Origin of the sequence: Alteriqipengyuania lutimaris (genome assembly GCF_003363135.1) — a bacterium.
GTDB classification, from domain to species: domain Bacteria; phylum Pseudomonadota; class Alphaproteobacteria; order Sphingomonadales; family Sphingomonadaceae; genus Alteriqipengyuania; species Alteriqipengyuania lutimaris.
Genome location: NZ_QRBB01000001.1, coordinates 388067 through 402890, shown reverse-complemented (window position 1 = coordinate 402890; position 14824 = coordinate 388067). Strand labels below are relative to the sequence as shown.

Here is a 14824-nt window from a genome sequence, read left to right as displayed (position 1 = left end):
TTCGCCCGCCGACCGGGGTCCGGCGCGCGCCCTAGCGCCCCTTCAACTCGTCTCCGCTGAGCGAGACGACATGGAGCAGGTTGGTGCTGCCCGGCGTGCCGAAGGGGACGCCCGCGAGCACGATCAGCTTGCTGCCCGCCCTGCCGAAGCCGTGGCGCAGCGCCATCCGCTTGCCCTTGCCGATCATCTCCTCGAACGTCTCGATGTCGCGCGTCACCACCGCATGCGCGCCCCACAGCAGCGCGACGCGCCGTGCGACACGCTTCTGCGGAGTCAGCACCAGCATCGGGACCTTGGGCCGCTCGCGCGCGACCCGCCGTGCGGTCGATCCGCTGAAGGTGAACACCGCGATCGCCGCGACCGAAACGGTTTCGGCGATAGTCGAGCAGGCATGGCCCAGCGCATCGGCGGTGGTCGGGTCGGCTTTGGTCTCGAGGAACCGCATCCGCGCACGATAGCCGTCGTCGCGCTCCACCTTGGTCACGATCCGGTCCATGATCGCGACCGTTTCCTCGGGCCAGTCGCCCGCCGCGGTTTCGGCCGAGAGCATCACCGCGTCCGCGCCGTCGTAGACCGCATTGGCGACGTCGGAGACTTCGGCGCGCGTGGGCGCGGGGCTCTCGATCATCGATTCGAGCATCTGCGTCGCCACGATCACCGGCTTGCCCGCTTGGCGCGTCATGTCGACGATGCGCTTCTGCAGCGGCGGGACATCCTCGGGATCGAGTTCGACGCCCAGATCGCCGCGCGCGACCATGATCCCGTCCGACAGCTCGACGATTTCCTCGAGGCGGCGCACCGCGCTCGGCTTTTCGATCTTGGCGCACAGCGCGGGCATCATCCCGTCGGTCGGGCTCATCAGCTTGCGCGCCTCGGCCACGTCCTCGGGCCGCTGCACGAAGGAGAGTGCGATCCAGTCCGCGCCCTGTTCGCAGGCGAAGGCGAGGTCCTTGCGATCCTTGTCGGTCAGCGCGGGGATCGGGATTTCGGCATCGGGCACGTTCACACCCTTGCGGTCAGAGATGACCCCCCCGACCTCGGCCGAACACAGGATCGCGTCCTTTTCCGCCTTGATCACCTTCAGCTTGATCTTGCCGTCGTTGATCAGCAGGCGCTGGCCCTTCTCGAGGATGCCGAACAGCTCGGGGTGCGGCAGCTGGACGCGGGTTTCGTCGCCCGGCTCGGGATTGGTGTCGAGCGTGAAGTGGCCCGAATGGCGGATCACCGCCTTGCCGTCCTTGAAGGTGCCGACGCGCAGCTTGGGCCCCTGCAGGTCGGCGAGGATCGCGATCGGCCGGTCGAATTCGGCCTCCATGTCGCGAATCGCCTTGATCGTTTCGGCGTGGATCGCCTGGTCGCCATGGCTCATGTTGACGCGGAATGCGTCGACGCCGGCCCTGAACAGGCGGCGGAGCATCTCGGGATCGCGGCTGGCGGGGCCGATGGTGGCGAGGATTTTGACCTTGCGGTTGCGTGGATCGAGCTTGGGCATGGCGCGAGGCTATGGCAGGCGAATGTTTCAGCACAAGTCCGAAAGGTAACAGATCATGCCGCAATCACCCGATCCGCTCGACTCACTCGACGACGCAGTGGCCGCAGCGGCCTTCCGGCGGCTGGTGCGCCACCTGCGCCATCGCCACGATGCGCAGAACATCGACCTGATGGGCCTCTCGGGCTTCTGCCGCAATTGCCTCGCCGACTGGATCCGCGATGCGGGCTATGACGGCGACAAGGCAGAGGCGCGCGAACTGATCCATGGAATGCCGCAGGACGAGTGGAAAGCGACCCGCCAGACGCCTGCCACGCAGGAACAGATCGACCGGATGGAGGCGAGCGTGAAGAAGAATCGCGTGGATTAGCTGCGCGCCGGGTTCACCGCGCGCGGATCGCTGGCTAGTCAGCCGCCAACCGATTCTCTCATCATACCGGAGTACCCCATCATGGCCGAGACCACCGACGACCGCCTGCGCCTGCTGATCGAGCGTATCGAACGCCTCGAGGAAGAGAAGAAGGGCATCGCCGACGACATCCGCGACGTCTATGCCGAGGCCAAGGCGGTCGGCTACGATCCCAAGATCATGCGCCAGATCGTGCGCCTGCGGAAGATGAAGCCCGACGACCGCAGCGAACAGGAAATGATCCTCGACACCTACAAGGCCGCGCTCGGCATGGGCTGAGCCGGGTGAGCTCGGGTGCCGCCCGGGCTTAACAAAGGCAGGTGACGGAACCGGTCGGGCGGGGCGGAACTTGAAAAAGGGAAAACACCCTCTTTTCAAGGAGCCCCGCCGATGACCGACCCGACCGAGACCGACACCGCCTTCGTGCGCGAGACATCCGAAGAACCGCGGATGCCGGGGCACGAGACCGACCTCGACGACAAGCCGCAGTGGCAGCCGCGCTATCCCGGATCGGGGCGGCTCAAGGGCAAGACCGCGCTGGTCACGGGCGCGGACAGCGGCATCGGCCGCGCGGTTGCGGTGCTGTTCGCGCGCGAGGGCGCCAACGTGGCGATCGCCTATCTGGAGGAGCACGACGACGCGCATATCACGCGCGAGGCGTGCGAGGCCGAAGACGCACAGGTGCTGCTCTCCGCCGGCGACCTTGGCGATCCGGACCATTGTGAGGGGCTGGTGAAGGCGGTGGTGGACCGGTTCGGTGGGCTGGACGTGCTGGTGAACAATGCGGGCGAACAGCATCCCGACAAGGATGTGACCAATATCACCGCGCAGCAGCTGCAGCGCACCTTCCAGACCAATATCTTCAGCCAGTTCTATCTGGTGCAGGCCGCGCGTCCGCACCTGAAGAAAGGCGCGGCGATCGTGAACTGCACCAGCGTGACGATGTACAAGGGCGCCCCCGAGCTGCTCGACTACAGCGCCACCAAGGGCGCGATCACCGCCTTCACCCGCTCGCTCAGCGGCAACCTGATCGAGGACGGTATCCGCGTGAACGCGGTCGCGCCGGGCCCGATCTGGACCCCGCTCAACCCCATGGGCGGCGCGAGTGAGGAGAAGTTGGAGCATTTCGGCGAAGGCACGCCGATGGGCCGCCCCGGCCAGCCCAACGAGGTCGCGCCCGCATTCCTCTTCCTCGCCTGCGAGGATTCGTCCTATATGTCGGGCCAGGTGCTGCACCCCAACGGAGGGATCATCGTCAATGGCTAGCCCGTGGAAGACCGCCGAGAGCGGCATCATCGTCACCACCACCCCCACGGTCGAGGGGCGCCCGGTGCAGGATTACCTCGGCATCGTGACCGGCGAGGCGATCATCGGCGCGAACATGTTCCGCGATATCTTCGCCGGCATCCGCGACATCGTGGGCGGGCGCGCGGGCTCCTACGAAAAGGTGCTCAAGGAAGCGCGCCACGACGCGATCGAGGAGATGCAGGCCGAAGCGCAGAAGCTGGGCGCGAACGCGGTGGTCGGCGTCGATCTCGATTACGAGGTGATCGGCGATACCGGATCGATGCTGATGGTGAGCGCCAGCGGCACGGCGGTCAGGATCTGATATTGCGCCTCCATTGCCCGCCAGGGGTTCGTGCGTCAGCTCGTGCCTGATGGAAGATCGGGATCGACTCCCGGGGCGCTGACCGACTCAAACCTGCCGCTCGGAGCACGGGGTGCGCGGAAGGTCGTGCACGACGTGGGGCGCTTCGTCCTGCGCCCCAGCCTGCCGGCGGCGAAGATCGGCCCGGGCCGCGCCTGCGCTTTCGTCTTCGCGATTCTCCTGACGCTCGACTTCACTCTGGCGGGCGGGGCCATCGCGCTGGAGACCTTTGCGACCGAGGCCGGATACGAGCCGCCGGCCTATGTCGACAGCGAGTGGTCGCTGGGGTGGGAACTGGCCGCGCTCGTCCTGTTCGCGCCGCTGATCGAGGAGGCGATCTTTCGCGGATGGCTGGCGGGCACGCGTGCGTGGCTGCGCTTCGGACTGCACATGGCTATTGTGGTCGTCCTGCTCACCTTGGCCGCCGTTTCGGTCGACGTACTGCCGGGGGCCATTCTGGCCTTCATCACCTTATTCGCGCTGGGGTTGGCCATCTTTGCGGCGCTGCGGGTCCGCGACCGGCGCCATGAAGAGCCTCAGGTGCCCGGCTGGTTTCGAAGCAATTTCCGCTGGTTCGTCTGGGGCAGCACGCTCGCCTTCGGTGCCGTCCATCTGAGCAATTTCGAGGGGGTTTCGAGCCCGCTCGATGCGCTTTTGATCCTTTCGCAAACGGCGGGCGCTCTGCTCCTCGCCTACACCAGGGTGCATCTCGGGCTGCGCGCGGCGATCGCGCAGCACGCCGTGTTCAACGCCGTATTCGCGGCGCTCTCGCTCGCGGTCGATGGCAGTCTGTAACACGCGTGCCGTTTGGCCGGCCCCCTGCGCAATCTTCCGTTGCGACGCGAGCCCGCTGCGTGCATTTGTCCCGCATGCGTCTGTTCTCCCTCGCCCTCGTCGCCTCGCTGTTCGTCCCCGCAAGCGCCGGTGCCGCCTGCCTGCTTCCTGCCCCCGGGCAGAGCGCGGTCGTGCCGGTCGGCTCGCAAGACGGCCCGCAGGCGCCCGTTCAACAGGTCCTGGTTCACACGCCTGCTGGCTACGATGCATCCCATGGCCCGGTGCCGCTGGTGTTCCTGCTCCACGGCAGCGGAGGCACGGGTGCGGCGATGCTGCGCGACAGCAAGCTCGCCGAAACCGCCGACGCGCACGGCTTCATCCTCGTCGCGCCCGATGCGGGTATCCCGCTGGAGCGCGGCTTTGCCTGGAACATCCCCGGCGTGCCCACCGTGGCGGGCGAAGTGCCCGGACCCGAAGAGCGCGACGATGTCGAATATATCGCCCGCATCGCCGATGCGCTGGCGGACGGTGGCTGCGCCGATACCGCACGCGTCTACGCCACCGGCCTGTCGGGCGGGGGGCGGATGACCTCGTGGCTCGGCTGCGTCGAGAGCGCCCGCTATGCCGCGATCGCGCCGGTCGTCGGCCTGCGCGCGGGCCGGGCGCGGGCCGAGGACGAGGCCGAGGTCGATCCCGCCACCTGCACGCCCGAAAAGCCCATGCCGGTGCTCGCCTTCAACGGGCTGAAGGACAACACCAACCCGCTCGCCGGGGGGCAGGGAATGCGCTGGGGCTATTCCATGCACGCGGCCGAACAGCGCTGGGCGCAGATCAACGCCTGCCGCGCGGCGCCCACCACCAAGTGGGTCGACCACGACACCTATGAGGAGCGCTACGGCGACTGCGCGGACGGCACGGTCGTCGCTTCGCGCATCGACGTCGACGGCGCTCACAGCTGGGTGGTCGACAACGAGGCGATGTGGGCCTTCTTCGAACGCTACCGGCGCGAGGCTCTCTAGCCCTGCTTGCCGGGCGGTTGCCCAGTGCGGCAACACGGGTGTAAGGCCTGGCGCACTGGGCCCCGTCCGGGGTCCGCCCAACAGCATTCTACTTACATCGCAGGTTCCCCATGGCAGGCCATTCCAAATTCAAGAACATCATGCACCGCAAGGGTGCGCAGGATAAAAAGCGCTCCAACCTGTTTTCCAAGCTCAGCCGCGAGATTACCGTGGCGGCGAAGATGGGCATGCCCGATCCGGACATGAACCCGCGCCTGCGCCTCGCGGTGAACGCCGCGAAGGCGCAGTCGATGCCCAAGGACAATATCCAGCGCGCGATCGACAAGGCCTCCGCCACCGACGGCGATAACTACGAGGAAGTGCGCTACGAAGGCTACGGCCCCGGCGGCAGCGCGATCATCGTCGAGGCGCTGACCGACAACCGGAATCGCACCGCGACCAATATCCGCACCGCGTTCTCCAAGAACGGCGGCAATCTCGGCACCGAAGGCTCGGTCGCGCACGGCTTCGAACGGCTGGGCCTGATCATCTACCCCGCCGATGCGGGCGGCGAGGAAAAGGTCCTCGAAGCCGCACTCGAAGCGGGCGCCGAAGACATTGCCAGCAGCGACGACGGGCACGAGATCTGGACCGCGCCCGACGACCTGCACGCAGTGGCGGAGAGCCTCGAGAAGTCGCTCGGCGAAGCGGAGACCGTGAAGCTGGCCTGGAAGCCCAACCTGACCGTCGACATGGACGAGAAGAACGCGGGAACGCTCCTGAAGCTGATCGACGCGCTCGACGACGACGACGACGTGCAGACCGTCTGGGGCAATTACGACATCTCGGACGAGGTGATGGAGAAGATGGACTAGGCTGCCCTCGCCGCCTGCCTTTGCTTCGTCTCTCGTCACCCTGAACTTGTTTCAGGGTCCAGCCCTGCAAGTTGCAAAGGGGGTGCGGGTGCCGGACTGGATGCTGAAACAAGTTCAGCGTGACGGAAGCGCGCTCATTCCATGACGATCATCCTCGGCCTCGATCCCTCGCTCTCCTGCACCGGCTGGGGCGTGATCCGCGCCGAGGGGTCGCGGCTGAGCCATGTCGCCAATGGCCAGATCGCCACCAACGCCAAGGCGCCGATCGTCGAACGCCTGGCGCAGATCCAGCGCGAACTGGCGGCAGTGATCGAAGAGCACGCGCCGCAGCGCGCCGCGTGCGAGGAAATCTTCCTCAACAAGAACCCGCAATCGACGCTGAAGCTGGCGCAGGCACGCGGCGCGGTGCTCGCCGCGTGCGGCGCAGCGGAGCTGGACGTGCGCGAGCACGCGGCGCGAAGCGTCAAGAAAGCGGTCGTCGGCACCGGCGCGGCGGAGAAGCGCCAGGTCCAGGCCATGCTCAAGGTGCTGCTTCCCGGCGCGCGGATCGCGGGCGCCGACGCGGCTGACGCGCTCGCGGTGGCCATCGCCGACGCACATTCGCGCGGCTGATCGCGCCGCGCGAGCGGGAACAGGCAACAGGCTCCGACCGTAGAAAGCCCATGAAAACCCGCGAGAATGGTGGTCTCGCACTGTCATCGGAGAGATTTCATGCGCAAGACGACGATGTCCGCCCTTCTCGCTGGCATCCTCATGCTCGGCGGCTGCGCCTATGGTTCGGGCTTCGGCCTGGGCGGCGGTTACGGCTACGACGATGGGTACGGCGACCGCTATGGCGACCGCTACGGCAATTATGGCGGCGACTACGGCTATTCCTACCGGGGCGAGCAGGAGTTCGAGCGCGCGGCGGTGAATGCCTGCGGGCGCGAGGCGAGCCGGTATGGCCGGGTGGAGATCACCTATGCCGAGGAGCGCGATCGCGGCGTCTATACCGTGCAGGGGCGGACCGATAATCGCGATCGGCGGCGCGACCAGTTCACCTGCGAATTCTCCAGTTCGGGCCGGATCATCGACTTCAAGCTCGGCTGATGGCCGACCCGGCCCGCGGGCGCGGGTAATGCTGTCCTAACCGGTACCGCCACGCTATTGCATGGGCCATGTCTTTTCGTGGCCCTCCCCTCCCGATCGCTTTGGCCGGGGATGTGTCGTGGTGCGGTTTTTTCACCTCAGGACAGTGTGTCAGGTGTGTCAGGCGTTGCCCGTGCGCGACGAGCCGAGCCGGAGCGCGCTGATGTACCTCGTCGTCTTCCGCAGCCGAAAGCGCGCCGATTACGATGCGGTCGCCTATTCCGGACATGCGCAGGCGATGGAGCGGCTCGCGAAGGAGCAGCCGGGTTTCCTCGCGGTGAAGACCTACGCCGCGCCCGATGGGGAAACGGTCACCATTTCCGAATGGGCGACGCGCGAGGCGGCAAAGGCGTGGCGTTGCCATCCCGACCATGCGCGGGTTCAGGGAGAGGGGCGGCAAAGCCACTATGCCGAGTACACGATGTTCACCTGCCTCGATCCGCAGGTGACCGGGTTTCCGTGAGCGAAGGGGCCTACGACCGCTCGTCCTGAGCTTGTCGAAGGGCGAGCATGGTGCAAGGGGCCTTCGCACTTCGACAGGCTCGGTAAGAACGGCGGAATATACGATGCGGATCAACGGCATTCCCAATTGCGACACGGTGAAGAAGGCGCGAAAATGGCTCGAGGCGCAGGGCCTCGACCACACCTTCCGCAACTTCAAGACCGATCCGCCCACCGCCGATGAGGTCGGCCGCTGGGCGGACGATGCGGGCTGGCAGGTGCTGCTCAACCGGCGCGGGACGACGTTCCGCAAGCTGGACGAGGGCGACAAGGCCGATCTGACGCGCGAGAGCGCGATTGCCCTGATGCTGCAACATCCAAGCCTCATCAAGCGGCCCGTGCTGGAGCCGGCGGACAGCGATCGCGTGATCGTCGGCTTCGCCGCTACCGAATGGGAGAATGCACTGTGTTAGAAAAAGCGGTGTCAAAAAAGTCCGTGTTAGGAACTGCCGTGCTGGAAAAGGCGCTGCTTGCACCGATCGCCGCGCTCGTCATGGCGCTGACCTGGAGCCCCGCTATGGCTCAGCCCATGCCCGACCCCGTGCCCGATCTTGCCCCCGTCAACGCCGATGGCGACCTGCTGGTGATCGCGCATCGCGGCGCGAGCGGGGAGCGGCCCGAGCATACGCTCGCCAGTTACGAGCGCGCGATCGACGCGGGCGCGGACTATATCGAGCCCGATCTGGTCGTGACAAAGGATCTGGTGCTGGTCGCCCGGCACGAGAACGAGATCGGCGAGACGACCGATGTGGCCGATCGCCCCGAATTTGCGGACCGGCGCAAGACCAAGAATATCGAGGGCCAGCTGGTCAACGGCTGGTTCGCGGAGGACTTCACGCTGGCCGAACTGCGATCCTTGCGCGCAAAGGAGCGGATGCCCGCGCTGCGCCCGGCCAACACGCGCTTCGACGGGCTGTATCAGGTGCCCACCTTTGCCGAGATCATCGCGCTCAAGCGCGCCAAGGAGGCCGAGACGGGTCGCAAAATCGGCCTCTATCCCGAGCTCAAGCACCCGACCTGGCTGTTGCAGGAGACGGGCATCGACACGGTCGACCTGCTGGTGACGCAGCTGCGCGAGGAAGGCCTCGACGCAGCGGACGCGGATGTCTTCGTGCAGGTGTTCGAGGTCGGCCCGCTGCAGCGGCTCGACAAGATGATCGACACGCCGCTGATCCTGCTGATCCGGCCCGAAGGCGGCCCGTTCGACGAGCCTGCGATGACCTGGGCGGGCATCATGACGCCCACCGGCCTCGCCGAGGTGGCGACCTATGCCGATGGAATAGGGCCGTGGACGGGCCATGTGCTGAACGACGATGGCACGCCCACCGATCTGGTGCGCGATGCCCACGCCGCCGGCCTCGAGGTCCATCCGTGGACCGTGCGCAAGGAAAACGTCTTCCTGCCGCCGTCATTGCGCTCCGACGCGAGCGAGAACGGCGTGGGCAACATGATGGGGCTGGTGAAGCTGCTCGAGGCCGCCGGGGTCGACGGCTACTTCACCGACGATCCGGCACTGGTGCGGGGGGAGTAAGGACCCCACCCGCAGCAATTCCCGCTAGCCCTGAGCCTGTCGAAGGGCTGCACTTCTCTTCGAAAAAGAACAGTGCTTCGACAAGCTCGGCACGAATGGTTTTTGTAGGAAAAGGTTGGCTACCCCCGCCGCGCCGCCAGAATGTAGTTGAGGCCGGTATCGTCCGACAGGTGCAGGCCCTTGCCCGGCCGCCAGGCGATGCCGCGGGTCTGGGTGACGGTCAGGCCCGCCGCGCCGAGCAGGTCGGTCAGCTCTTCGGGCGTCACGAAGTCGTCCCAGTGGTGCGTGCCTTTCGGCACCGCGCCCACGGCCTCCGCTGCCCCGACCAGCAGCGCGCGGCTCGCGAGCGTGCGATTGGGCGTCGACACGATCAGGAGCCCGCCATCGGCAAGCCTGCCTGCCAGCGCGGCCACGAAAGCGGGCTTGTCCGCCACATGCTCGATCACTTCCATCGCGGTGACGAGGTCGAAACTGCCGAGGTCCAGCGCGCCCACCTCGCCCGCGACATAGCGGATATCGAGGCCCGCCGCCTGCGCATGCGCGCTCGCCGCCGCGACATTCTCGGGCGCGGCGTCGACGCCCGTCACCTGCGCACCGAGCCGCGTCAGTGGCTCGCACAGCAGCCCTGCGCCGCAGCCGACATCCACGGCGGACTTGCCCGCCAGCGGCCGCGCGTCCTCGATATCGCCGCCCCAGTGCCGGTCGATCGCGTCCCTCACGAAGCCCAGCCGCACCGGGTTCAGGCGATGGAGCATGGCGGACGATCCCTTCGGGTCCCACCAGTCGGCGGCCAGCGCGCCGAAATGGCTCGCTTCTTCGGGGCGGATCGTTGTCGCCTTCTGGGCTGTTGCATCGCTCATCCCCGCTCCCTAACACCGCGCCCGAAAGGGCACCAGCGAGGAGAGCTTATCCCTTGGCGCGGATCGTGATGAAATTCGGCGGCACGTCGATGGCCGGGACCGAGCGTATTCGCCGGGTTGCGCAGATCGTGCGCAAGCAGGCGGCTGCCAGGGATGGCGGGCGCAACGAGGTCGCGGTCGTCGTGTCGGCCATGGCGGGCGAGACCGACCGGCTGGTCAATTTCGCGCGCGAGGCGCACGCCCTGTACGACCCGGCGGAATACGACGTCGTCGTTGCCAGTGGGGAGCAGGTGACCAGCGGGCTGCTCGCGCTCACGCTGCAATCGCTCGGCACAAAGGCGCGCAGCTGGCTCGGCTGGCAGCTGCCGATCCGTACGGTGGAAGCGCATGCCAAGGCACGCGTCGATGCGATCGACGGCGATGCGCTGCTCGCGAGCATGGCCGAGGGCACCATTGCCGTCATTCCGGGCTTCCAGGGGCTGAGCGCGGAAGGGCGCGTCACCACGATGGGGCGCGGCGGCTCGGACACGAGCGCGGTTGCGGTGGCGGCGGCGGTCAAGGCCGACCGCTGCGACATCTACACCGACGTAGACGGGGTCTATACCACCGACCCCCGCATCGTCGCCAAGGCACGCAAGCTGAAGGCGGTGACCTACGAGGAAATGCTCGAACTCGCCTCCGTCGGCGCGAAGGTGCTGCAGACCCGCTCTGTCAGCCTCGCGATGAAGGAAGGCGTCAGGATACAGGTTCTCTCCAGCTTCGTGGACGACAACGCGACCCCCGCAGACGACCTGCCGGGCACGCTGATCGTCTCCGAGGACGAAATGGAGCGGATGGTCGAAGAGGGACTTATGGAACGCAAGCTCGTCACCGGCATCGCGCACGACAAGAACGAAGCCAAGATCATCCTCACCCGCGTGCCCGACAAGCCGGGCGCGGTGGCGGAGATCTTCGGCCCGCTGGCCGAGGCTAGCATCAATGTCGACATGATCATCCAGAACGTGGGCCGCGACAAGGGCGAGACCGACGTGACCTTCACGATCCCGCAGACCGACCTCGCGCGCGCGCAGGCCCTGCTGGAGGACAAGCGCGAATCGATCGGCTACAACCGGATCATCACCGACAGCCACATCGCGAAGATCAGCGTCGTCGGCGTCGGCATGAAGAGCCACGCGGGCGTCGCGAGCGACATGTTCCGCGCGCTGGCGGACAGGGGCATCAACATCCAGGCGATCACCACCAGCGAGATCAAGGTCTCGGTGATGATCGACGAGGACGAGACCGAACTGGCCGTGCGCGTGCTCCACACCGCCTACGGCCTCGATGCGGAAGACGCGGCCTGAGGCTGGCGGCGTGAGCCACACTGCCAAGATCCTGCTGCTCGGCTCGGGTGAGCTGGGGCGCGAGTTCGTTATCTCGGCCAAGCGGCTGGGCGCCTACGTGATCGCCTGCGACAGCTACGACAATGCGCCCGCGATGCAGCTGGCCGACGCGCGCGAAGTGTTCTCGATGCTCGATGGCGATGCTCTGCGCAACGTGATCGAGAAGCATAAGCCCGACCATGTCGTGCCCGAGATCGAGGCGATCCGGACCGAGGTGCTGGCCGAGGTCGAGGCGGCGGGCGTGCATGTCGTGCCGACCGCGCGCGCCGCGCAGCTGACCATGAACCGCGATGCGATCCGCGACCTCGCGGCGCAGGAGCTGGGCGTGCGGACCTCGCGCTACGGCTACGCGACCAGCCTCGACGAAGTGCGCGCGGCGGCGGGCGACACGGGTTTCCCTTGCGTCATCAAGCCGGTCATGTCCTCCTCGGGCAAGGGCCAGAGCACGGTGCAGAACGCCGATGGGCTGGAGGCCGCTTGGGATTACGCCGTGGCCAATATGCGCGGCGACCGGGCGCGGGTGATCGTCGAGCAGTTTATCGACTTCGATTACGAGATCACGCTGCTGACGGTGCGGCATAAGGATGGCATCACCTTCTGCCCGCCGATCGGGCACCGGCAGGAACGTGGCGACTACCAGGAAAGCTGGCAGCCGCACGGCATGAGCGAGGCCGCGCTGGGCCAAGCGCAGGAGATGGCGCGCAAGGTCGTCGACAATCTGGGCGGCCACGGCCTGTTCGGGGTCGAGTTCTTCGTGTGCGGAGACGAGGTGATCTTTTCCGAGCTCAGCCCGCGGCCGCACGACACCGGAATGGTCACGCTGGTCAGCCAGAACCTGACCGAGTTCGACCTCCACGCCCGCGCGGCGATGGGCTTGCCCGTGCCTGAGAAGATCCGCGCGCGCCCTGCGGCCAGTGCGGTGATCCTCGCCGACCGCGAGAGCGAGAGTGTCTCCTTCGACGGGCTGGCGGAGGCGATGGCCAATGGCTGCGACCTCCGCATCTTCGCCAAGCCGGTCACGCGGCCCTTCCGCCGGATGGGCGTCGCACTGGCCACGGCGGGCGATACGGACGAAGCCCGCCGCCTCGCGCAGGAGGCAGCGGGCAAGGTCAGGATGAGCTACGGCTGAGCGTGCGCGCAGCCGGAGCCTGCTCAGGCCGGATTGCGCAGGCCGGAGGTGAGCACGGCGACCGTGGTTGTCTCGCCTGCGCGCGACAGCGCGATGCGGACCTGCGGCTCGTAACCCAGCTTCGCTTCGTTGACGCAGGTCCGGTAGGCCTGCCGGGAGCCCAGATCGCGGGCATTGATGCGACCGCCGCATACCTTGCGTGCCGCGGCCTGGAGGCGGGTGTCGAGCGTCGCACGACCGGCTTCGCTGGTCAGGTCGAGATCGCCGAACGCGACCTCCACACGGCTGGTTTGCGCGGCTGCGGGGGTGGCGCCCGCGATGAGCGAGAGGGCGAGAGCGGAAGAAACGATACGAGTGAACATGGGGCAGCGCCTTTCCTATCGTCGAAATCGAAAGCGGCCGACCCTTGGGGGGCGATCGGCCGCCGCGGCCCCTCTTGCAAAGTTTGGTGACAAGTTGCGGACTGAGGAAATAATCTTCTGTGACAATGCAATATTTTCTCCGTCACAAGTTTCATCTGTTGCGCCTTGTCCGACCGGCGACCGGCGCGCCTAACTCCAGGATCAGCCCAGCAGCATCACGTTCATCAGGCGGCCGGGCAGCACGAAGGCGAAGATGCCGGGGATCATCAGCGCGGTCAGGTAGATCAGCACGATTTGCTTCTTGTGCCCCGCGATGTCGCCCTTGCGCGCGGTGGCGACGACCCTCCATGCCGCGTGGAAGGTGATCGGCACGAAGAGATGGATGAAGCTGAAGCCGCCGGTCGACTGGATGAAGATCGCACTGGTCGCGGTCACCAGCATCAGCATCAGCCACACCTTGCCCAGCATCTTGTGCATCGGCGTGCCCTTGGGTGCCAGCAGCAGGTAGCCGCCCAGCGGGATCGCGGGCAGCACGGTCGCGACATGGATGATGATCGGCAGCTTGGCGTAGTGCTGCAGGTTGTCGACCATGCCGAGCGCGGCCTTACCCAGCGCGATGACGCAGGCGAAGGTCATCGTAAAGCACGCTAGGCCGACGATCGTACGCGTAACCGGCCCGATATCGAACCGGGCGGGGCGCCGGGAGCGGGGCGAAGAGAAGGGCAGGGAGGCGGCGAGGCTGGTCATCTTGTGTCTCCGGTTGGCCGGTGTGGCGTTCGATGAGCCTGTTCTGCCAGCCGCCCGTTGGTGCGCAACGCGGCTTGCGCGGCGTGTCGCGCACCTTCGCGAAATGGCGCATTTGCGCTGCCGTGCCACTTTACGAAGCGCGAACGGGCGCTAGGTTCGCAGGCGATGAGCGACGACGCATCCACCGGCCCGCACCCCTTCGCGCGCAAGCTGCTGATCGACCTGTCGGTCATGACGGTGGTCGGCGTGATCCTCGCGCTGATCGGCCCGTTCGGCAGCGCCGATGCTCCGCTCGCGGTGCGGCTTCCTAGCTGGCTGCTCTTCGCCTGGGTCGGCTATGCGGTCTACAACCCGATCGGCTGGGTGGTCGACCGGCTGCACCATATGCTGCACCTGCCCGAGATCGGGCTGTGGATCGCCGGCTGCCTGATCGCGACCATCCCGATGACGGCGATCGTCTGGGCCATCGGCTTCTGGCCGCGCCCCGTCCCGATGCCGACCGGGGAGCAGGCGCTCGAAGCCTATTTCAACGTTCTGGTCATCGGCGCGAGCATCACCGTTCTGTTCAATCTGATCGAGCGATCCAAACAGGCCCCGCCGCCCGCGCCGCCCGCGCAGCCCGCCACCTCAGCCGTTGCGCCTGCACCCGAACCTGCGCCCGCTGCCGTCCCTCCGCCGGAGCCCCGCTTCCTCGACCGCCTGCCCGCGCACCTCGGCAGCGACCTGATCGCGCTCGAAATGGAAGACCACTACGTGCGCGCACACACCGCGCTCGGCAGCGAGCTGATCCTGATGCGGATGCGCGATGCCGTGGGCGAGCTGGCGGGGATCGAGGGCGAGCAGGTCCATCGCAGCTGGTGGGTCGCGCGCCACGCGGTGGAGGACGTGACCCGCGACGGGCGCAATATCCGCCTCGTGCTGCCCGGCGGGCTGGAAGCGCCGGTTGCGCGCGCGAAGGTTGCGGACCTGAAGCAGGCAGGCTGGTTCTAGG

The 14824-nt window shown here is 67.0% G+C and carries 19 protein-coding genes; 15 read left to right on the top strand and 4 right to left on the bottom strand.

What is annotated here, in order from left to right; translation table 11 throughout:
* Positions 1 to 31: 31 nt before the first annotated feature.
* Positions 32 to 1492, bottom strand: coding sequence for a pyruvate kinase (gene pyk, locus DL238_RS01935; RefSeq protein WP_115490716.1), 1461 nt, complete (start codon positions 1490 to 1492; stop codon positions 32 to 34).
* Between the two features lie 55 nt (positions 1493 to 1547).
* Between pyk and DL238_RS01930 the strand changes: the two genes are divergently transcribed.
* From DL238_RS01930 to DL238_RS01875, 12 genes are all read left to right on the top strand, one after another.
* Positions 1548 to 1859: a DUF1244 domain-containing protein gene (locus DL238_RS01930; protein WP_115490715.1), complete on the top strand. Its 312-nt coding sequence runs from the start codon at positions 1548 to 1550 to the stop codon at positions 1857 to 1859.
* A gap of 81 nt (positions 1860 to 1940) precedes the next feature.
* Positions 1941 to 2177, top strand: a complete 237-nt coding sequence (locus DL238_RS01925) for a DUF2312 domain-containing protein (RefSeq protein WP_010233163.1) — start codon at positions 1941 to 1943, stop codon at positions 2175 to 2177.
* A gap of 111 nt (positions 2178 to 2288) precedes the next feature.
* Positions 2289 to 3164 (top strand): SDR family oxidoreductase, encoded by an 876-nt coding sequence (locus DL238_RS01920; RefSeq protein ID WP_181883787.1) that lies wholly within the window; start codon positions 2289 to 2291, stop codon positions 3162 to 3164.
* Complete coding sequence (locus DL238_RS01915) at positions 3157 to 3507, top strand: YbjQ family protein (RefSeq protein WP_181883786.1); 351 nt, start codon at positions 3157 to 3159, stop codon at positions 3505 to 3507. The genes DL238_RS01920 and DL238_RS01915 overlap by 8 nt, the downstream gene beginning before the upstream one ends.
* Positions 3508 to 3549: 42 nt before the next feature.
* Positions 3550 to 4341: a CPBP family glutamic-type intramembrane protease gene (locus DL238_RS01910; RefSeq protein ID WP_234030922.1), complete on the top strand. Its 792-nt coding sequence runs from the start codon at positions 3550 to 3552 to the stop codon at positions 4339 to 4341.
* 74 nt (positions 4342 to 4415) lie between these two features.
* On the top strand, positions 4416 to 5339 hold the full coding sequence (locus tag DL238_RS01905) for an alpha/beta hydrolase family esterase (RefSeq protein WP_115490713.1): 924 nt from the start codon (positions 4416 to 4418) through the stop codon (positions 5337 to 5339).
* A gap of 110 nt (positions 5340 to 5449) precedes the next feature.
* The gene (locus DL238_RS01900) at positions 5450 to 6193 is read left to right on the top strand and encodes a YebC/PmpR family DNA-binding transcriptional regulator (protein WP_115490712.1); all 744 of its coding nucleotides are present in this window, start codon (positions 5450 to 5452) and stop codon (positions 6191 to 6193) included.
* Positions 6194 to 6334: 141 nt separating this feature from the next.
* Positions 6335 to 6805, top strand: a complete 471-nt coding sequence (gene ruvC, locus DL238_RS01895; protein ID WP_115490711.1) for a crossover junction endodeoxyribonuclease RuvC — start codon at positions 6335 to 6337, stop codon at positions 6803 to 6805.
* 99 nt (positions 6806 to 6904) lie between these two features.
* On the top strand, positions 6905 to 7282 hold the full coding sequence (locus tag DL238_RS01890; protein WP_234030921.1) for a hypothetical protein: 378 nt from the start codon (positions 6905 to 6907) through the stop codon (positions 7280 to 7282).
* Positions 7283 to 7454: 172 nt separating this feature from the next.
* Positions 7455 to 7784, top strand: coding sequence for an antibiotic biosynthesis monooxygenase family protein (locus DL238_RS01885; RefSeq protein WP_325048429.1), 330 nt, complete (start codon positions 7455 to 7457; stop codon positions 7782 to 7784).
* 103 nt (positions 7785 to 7887) lie between these two features.
* Positions 7888 to 8235 carry an arsenate reductase gene (locus DL238_RS01880; protein WP_115490710.1) on the top strand — a complete coding sequence of 116 codons (348 nt, stop codon included), beginning with the start codon at positions 7888 to 7890 and terminating at the stop codon, positions 8233 to 8235.
* Positions 8236 to 8339: 104 nt separating this feature from the next.
* On the top strand, positions 8340 to 9353 hold the full coding sequence (locus tag DL238_RS01875) for a glycerophosphodiester phosphodiesterase (protein WP_407640849.1): 1014 nt from the start codon (positions 8340 to 8342) through the stop codon (positions 9351 to 9353).
* A gap of 119 nt (positions 9354 to 9472) precedes the next feature.
* On the opposite strand, the gene ubiG is transcribed toward DL238_RS01875, so the two are convergent.
* Positions 9473 to 10213: a bifunctional 2-polyprenyl-6-hydroxyphenol methylase/3-demethylubiquinol 3-O-methyltransferase UbiG gene (gene ubiG, locus DL238_RS01870; RefSeq protein WP_115490709.1), complete on the bottom strand. Its 741-nt coding sequence runs from the start codon at positions 10211 to 10213 to the stop codon at positions 9473 to 9475.
* 53 nt (positions 10214 to 10266) lie between these two features.
* Here ubiG and DL238_RS01865 point away from each other — a divergent pair, with 53 nt between their 5' ends.
* A complete protein-coding gene (locus tag DL238_RS01865; RefSeq protein ID WP_115490708.1) occupies positions 10267 to 11556 on the top strand; it encodes an aspartate kinase in 1290 nt (429 codons plus the stop codon).
* A gap of 10 nt (positions 11557 to 11566) precedes the next feature.
* Complete coding sequence (gene purT / locus DL238_RS01860) at positions 11567 to 12724, top strand: formate-dependent phosphoribosylglycinamide formyltransferase (protein WP_115492712.1); 1158 nt, start codon at positions 11567 to 11569, stop codon at positions 12722 to 12724.
* Between the two features lie 23 nt (positions 12725 to 12747).
* On the opposite strand, the gene DL238_RS01855 is transcribed toward purT, so the two are convergent.
* Both DL238_RS01855 and DL238_RS01850 read right to left on the bottom strand, forming a co-directional pair.
* Positions 12748 to 13086, bottom strand: coding sequence for a UrcA family protein (locus DL238_RS01855; RefSeq protein ID WP_115490707.1), 339 nt, complete (start codon positions 13084 to 13086; stop codon positions 12748 to 12750).
* A gap of 201 nt (positions 13087 to 13287) precedes the next feature.
* Positions 13288 to 13833 carry a DUF2306 domain-containing protein gene (locus DL238_RS01850; RefSeq protein WP_115490706.1) on the bottom strand — a complete coding sequence of 182 codons (546 nt, stop codon included), beginning with the start codon at positions 13831 to 13833 and terminating at the stop codon, positions 13288 to 13290.
* Positions 13834 to 13998: 165 nt separating this feature from the next.
* Here DL238_RS01850 and DL238_RS01845 point away from each other — a divergent pair, with 165 nt between their 5' ends.
* Positions 13999 to 14823 (top strand): LytTR family DNA-binding domain-containing protein, encoded by an 825-nt coding sequence (locus DL238_RS01845; RefSeq protein WP_115490705.1) that lies wholly within the window; start codon positions 13999 to 14001, stop codon positions 14821 to 14823.
* The last annotated feature ends 1 nt before the right edge of the window (position 14824 follow it).

Excerpts from the sequence above, each read along its gene's own strand:
- DL238_RS01855 (WP_115490707.1), bottom strand. The coding sequence starts at position 13,086 with ATGTTCACTCGTATCGTTTCTTCCGCTCTCGCCCTCTCGCTCATCGCG.
- DL238_RS01875 (WP_407640849.1), top strand. The coding sequence starts at position 8,340 with ATGGCTCAGCCCATGCCCGACCCCGTGCCCGATCTTGCCCCCGTCAAC.
- pyk (WP_115490716.1), bottom strand. The coding sequence starts at position 1,492 with ATGCCCAAGCTCGATCCACGCAACCGCAAGGTCAAAATCCTCGCCACC.
- ruvC (WP_115490711.1), top strand. The coding sequence starts at position 6,335 with ATGACGATCATCCTCGGCCTCGATCCCTCGCTCTCCTGCACCGGCTGG.
- DL238_RS01930 (WP_115490715.1), top strand. The coding sequence starts at position 1,548 with ATGCCGCAATCACCCGATCCGCTCGACTCACTCGACGACGCAGTGGCC.
- ubiG (WP_115490709.1), bottom strand. The coding sequence starts at position 10,213 with ATGAGCGATGCAACAGCCCAGAAGGCGACAACGATCCGCCCCGAAGAA.
- DL238_RS01880 (WP_115490710.1), top strand. The coding sequence starts at position 7,888 with ATGCGGATCAACGGCATTCCCAATTGCGACACGGTGAAGAAGGCGCGA.
- DL238_RS01850 (WP_115490706.1), bottom strand. The coding sequence starts at position 13,833 with ATGACCAGCCTCGCCGCCTCCCTGCCCTTCTCTTCGCCCCGCTCCCGG.
- DL238_RS01890 (WP_234030921.1), top strand. The coding sequence starts at position 6,905 with ATGCGCAAGACGACGATGTCCGCCCTTCTCGCTGGCATCCTCATGCTC.
- DL238_RS01900 (WP_115490712.1), top strand. The coding sequence starts at position 5,450 with ATGGCAGGCCATTCCAAATTCAAGAACATCATGCACCGCAAGGGTGCG.
- DL238_RS01915 (WP_181883786.1), top strand. The coding sequence starts at position 3,157 with ATGGCTAGCCCGTGGAAGACCGCCGAGAGCGGCATCATCGTCACCACC.
- DL238_RS01905 (WP_115490713.1), top strand. The coding sequence starts at position 4,416 with ATGCGTCTGTTCTCCCTCGCCCTCGTCGCCTCGCTGTTCGTCCCCGCA.
- DL238_RS01925 (WP_010233163.1), top strand. The coding sequence starts at position 1,941 with ATGGCCGAGACCACCGACGACCGCCTGCGCCTGCTGATCGAGCGTATC.
- DL238_RS01920 (WP_181883787.1), top strand. The coding sequence starts at position 2,289 with ATGACCGACCCGACCGAGACCGACACCGCCTTCGTGCGCGAGACATCC.
- DL238_RS01845 (WP_115490705.1), top strand. The coding sequence starts at position 13,999 with ATGAGCGACGACGCATCCACCGGCCCGCACCCCTTCGCGCGCAAGCTG.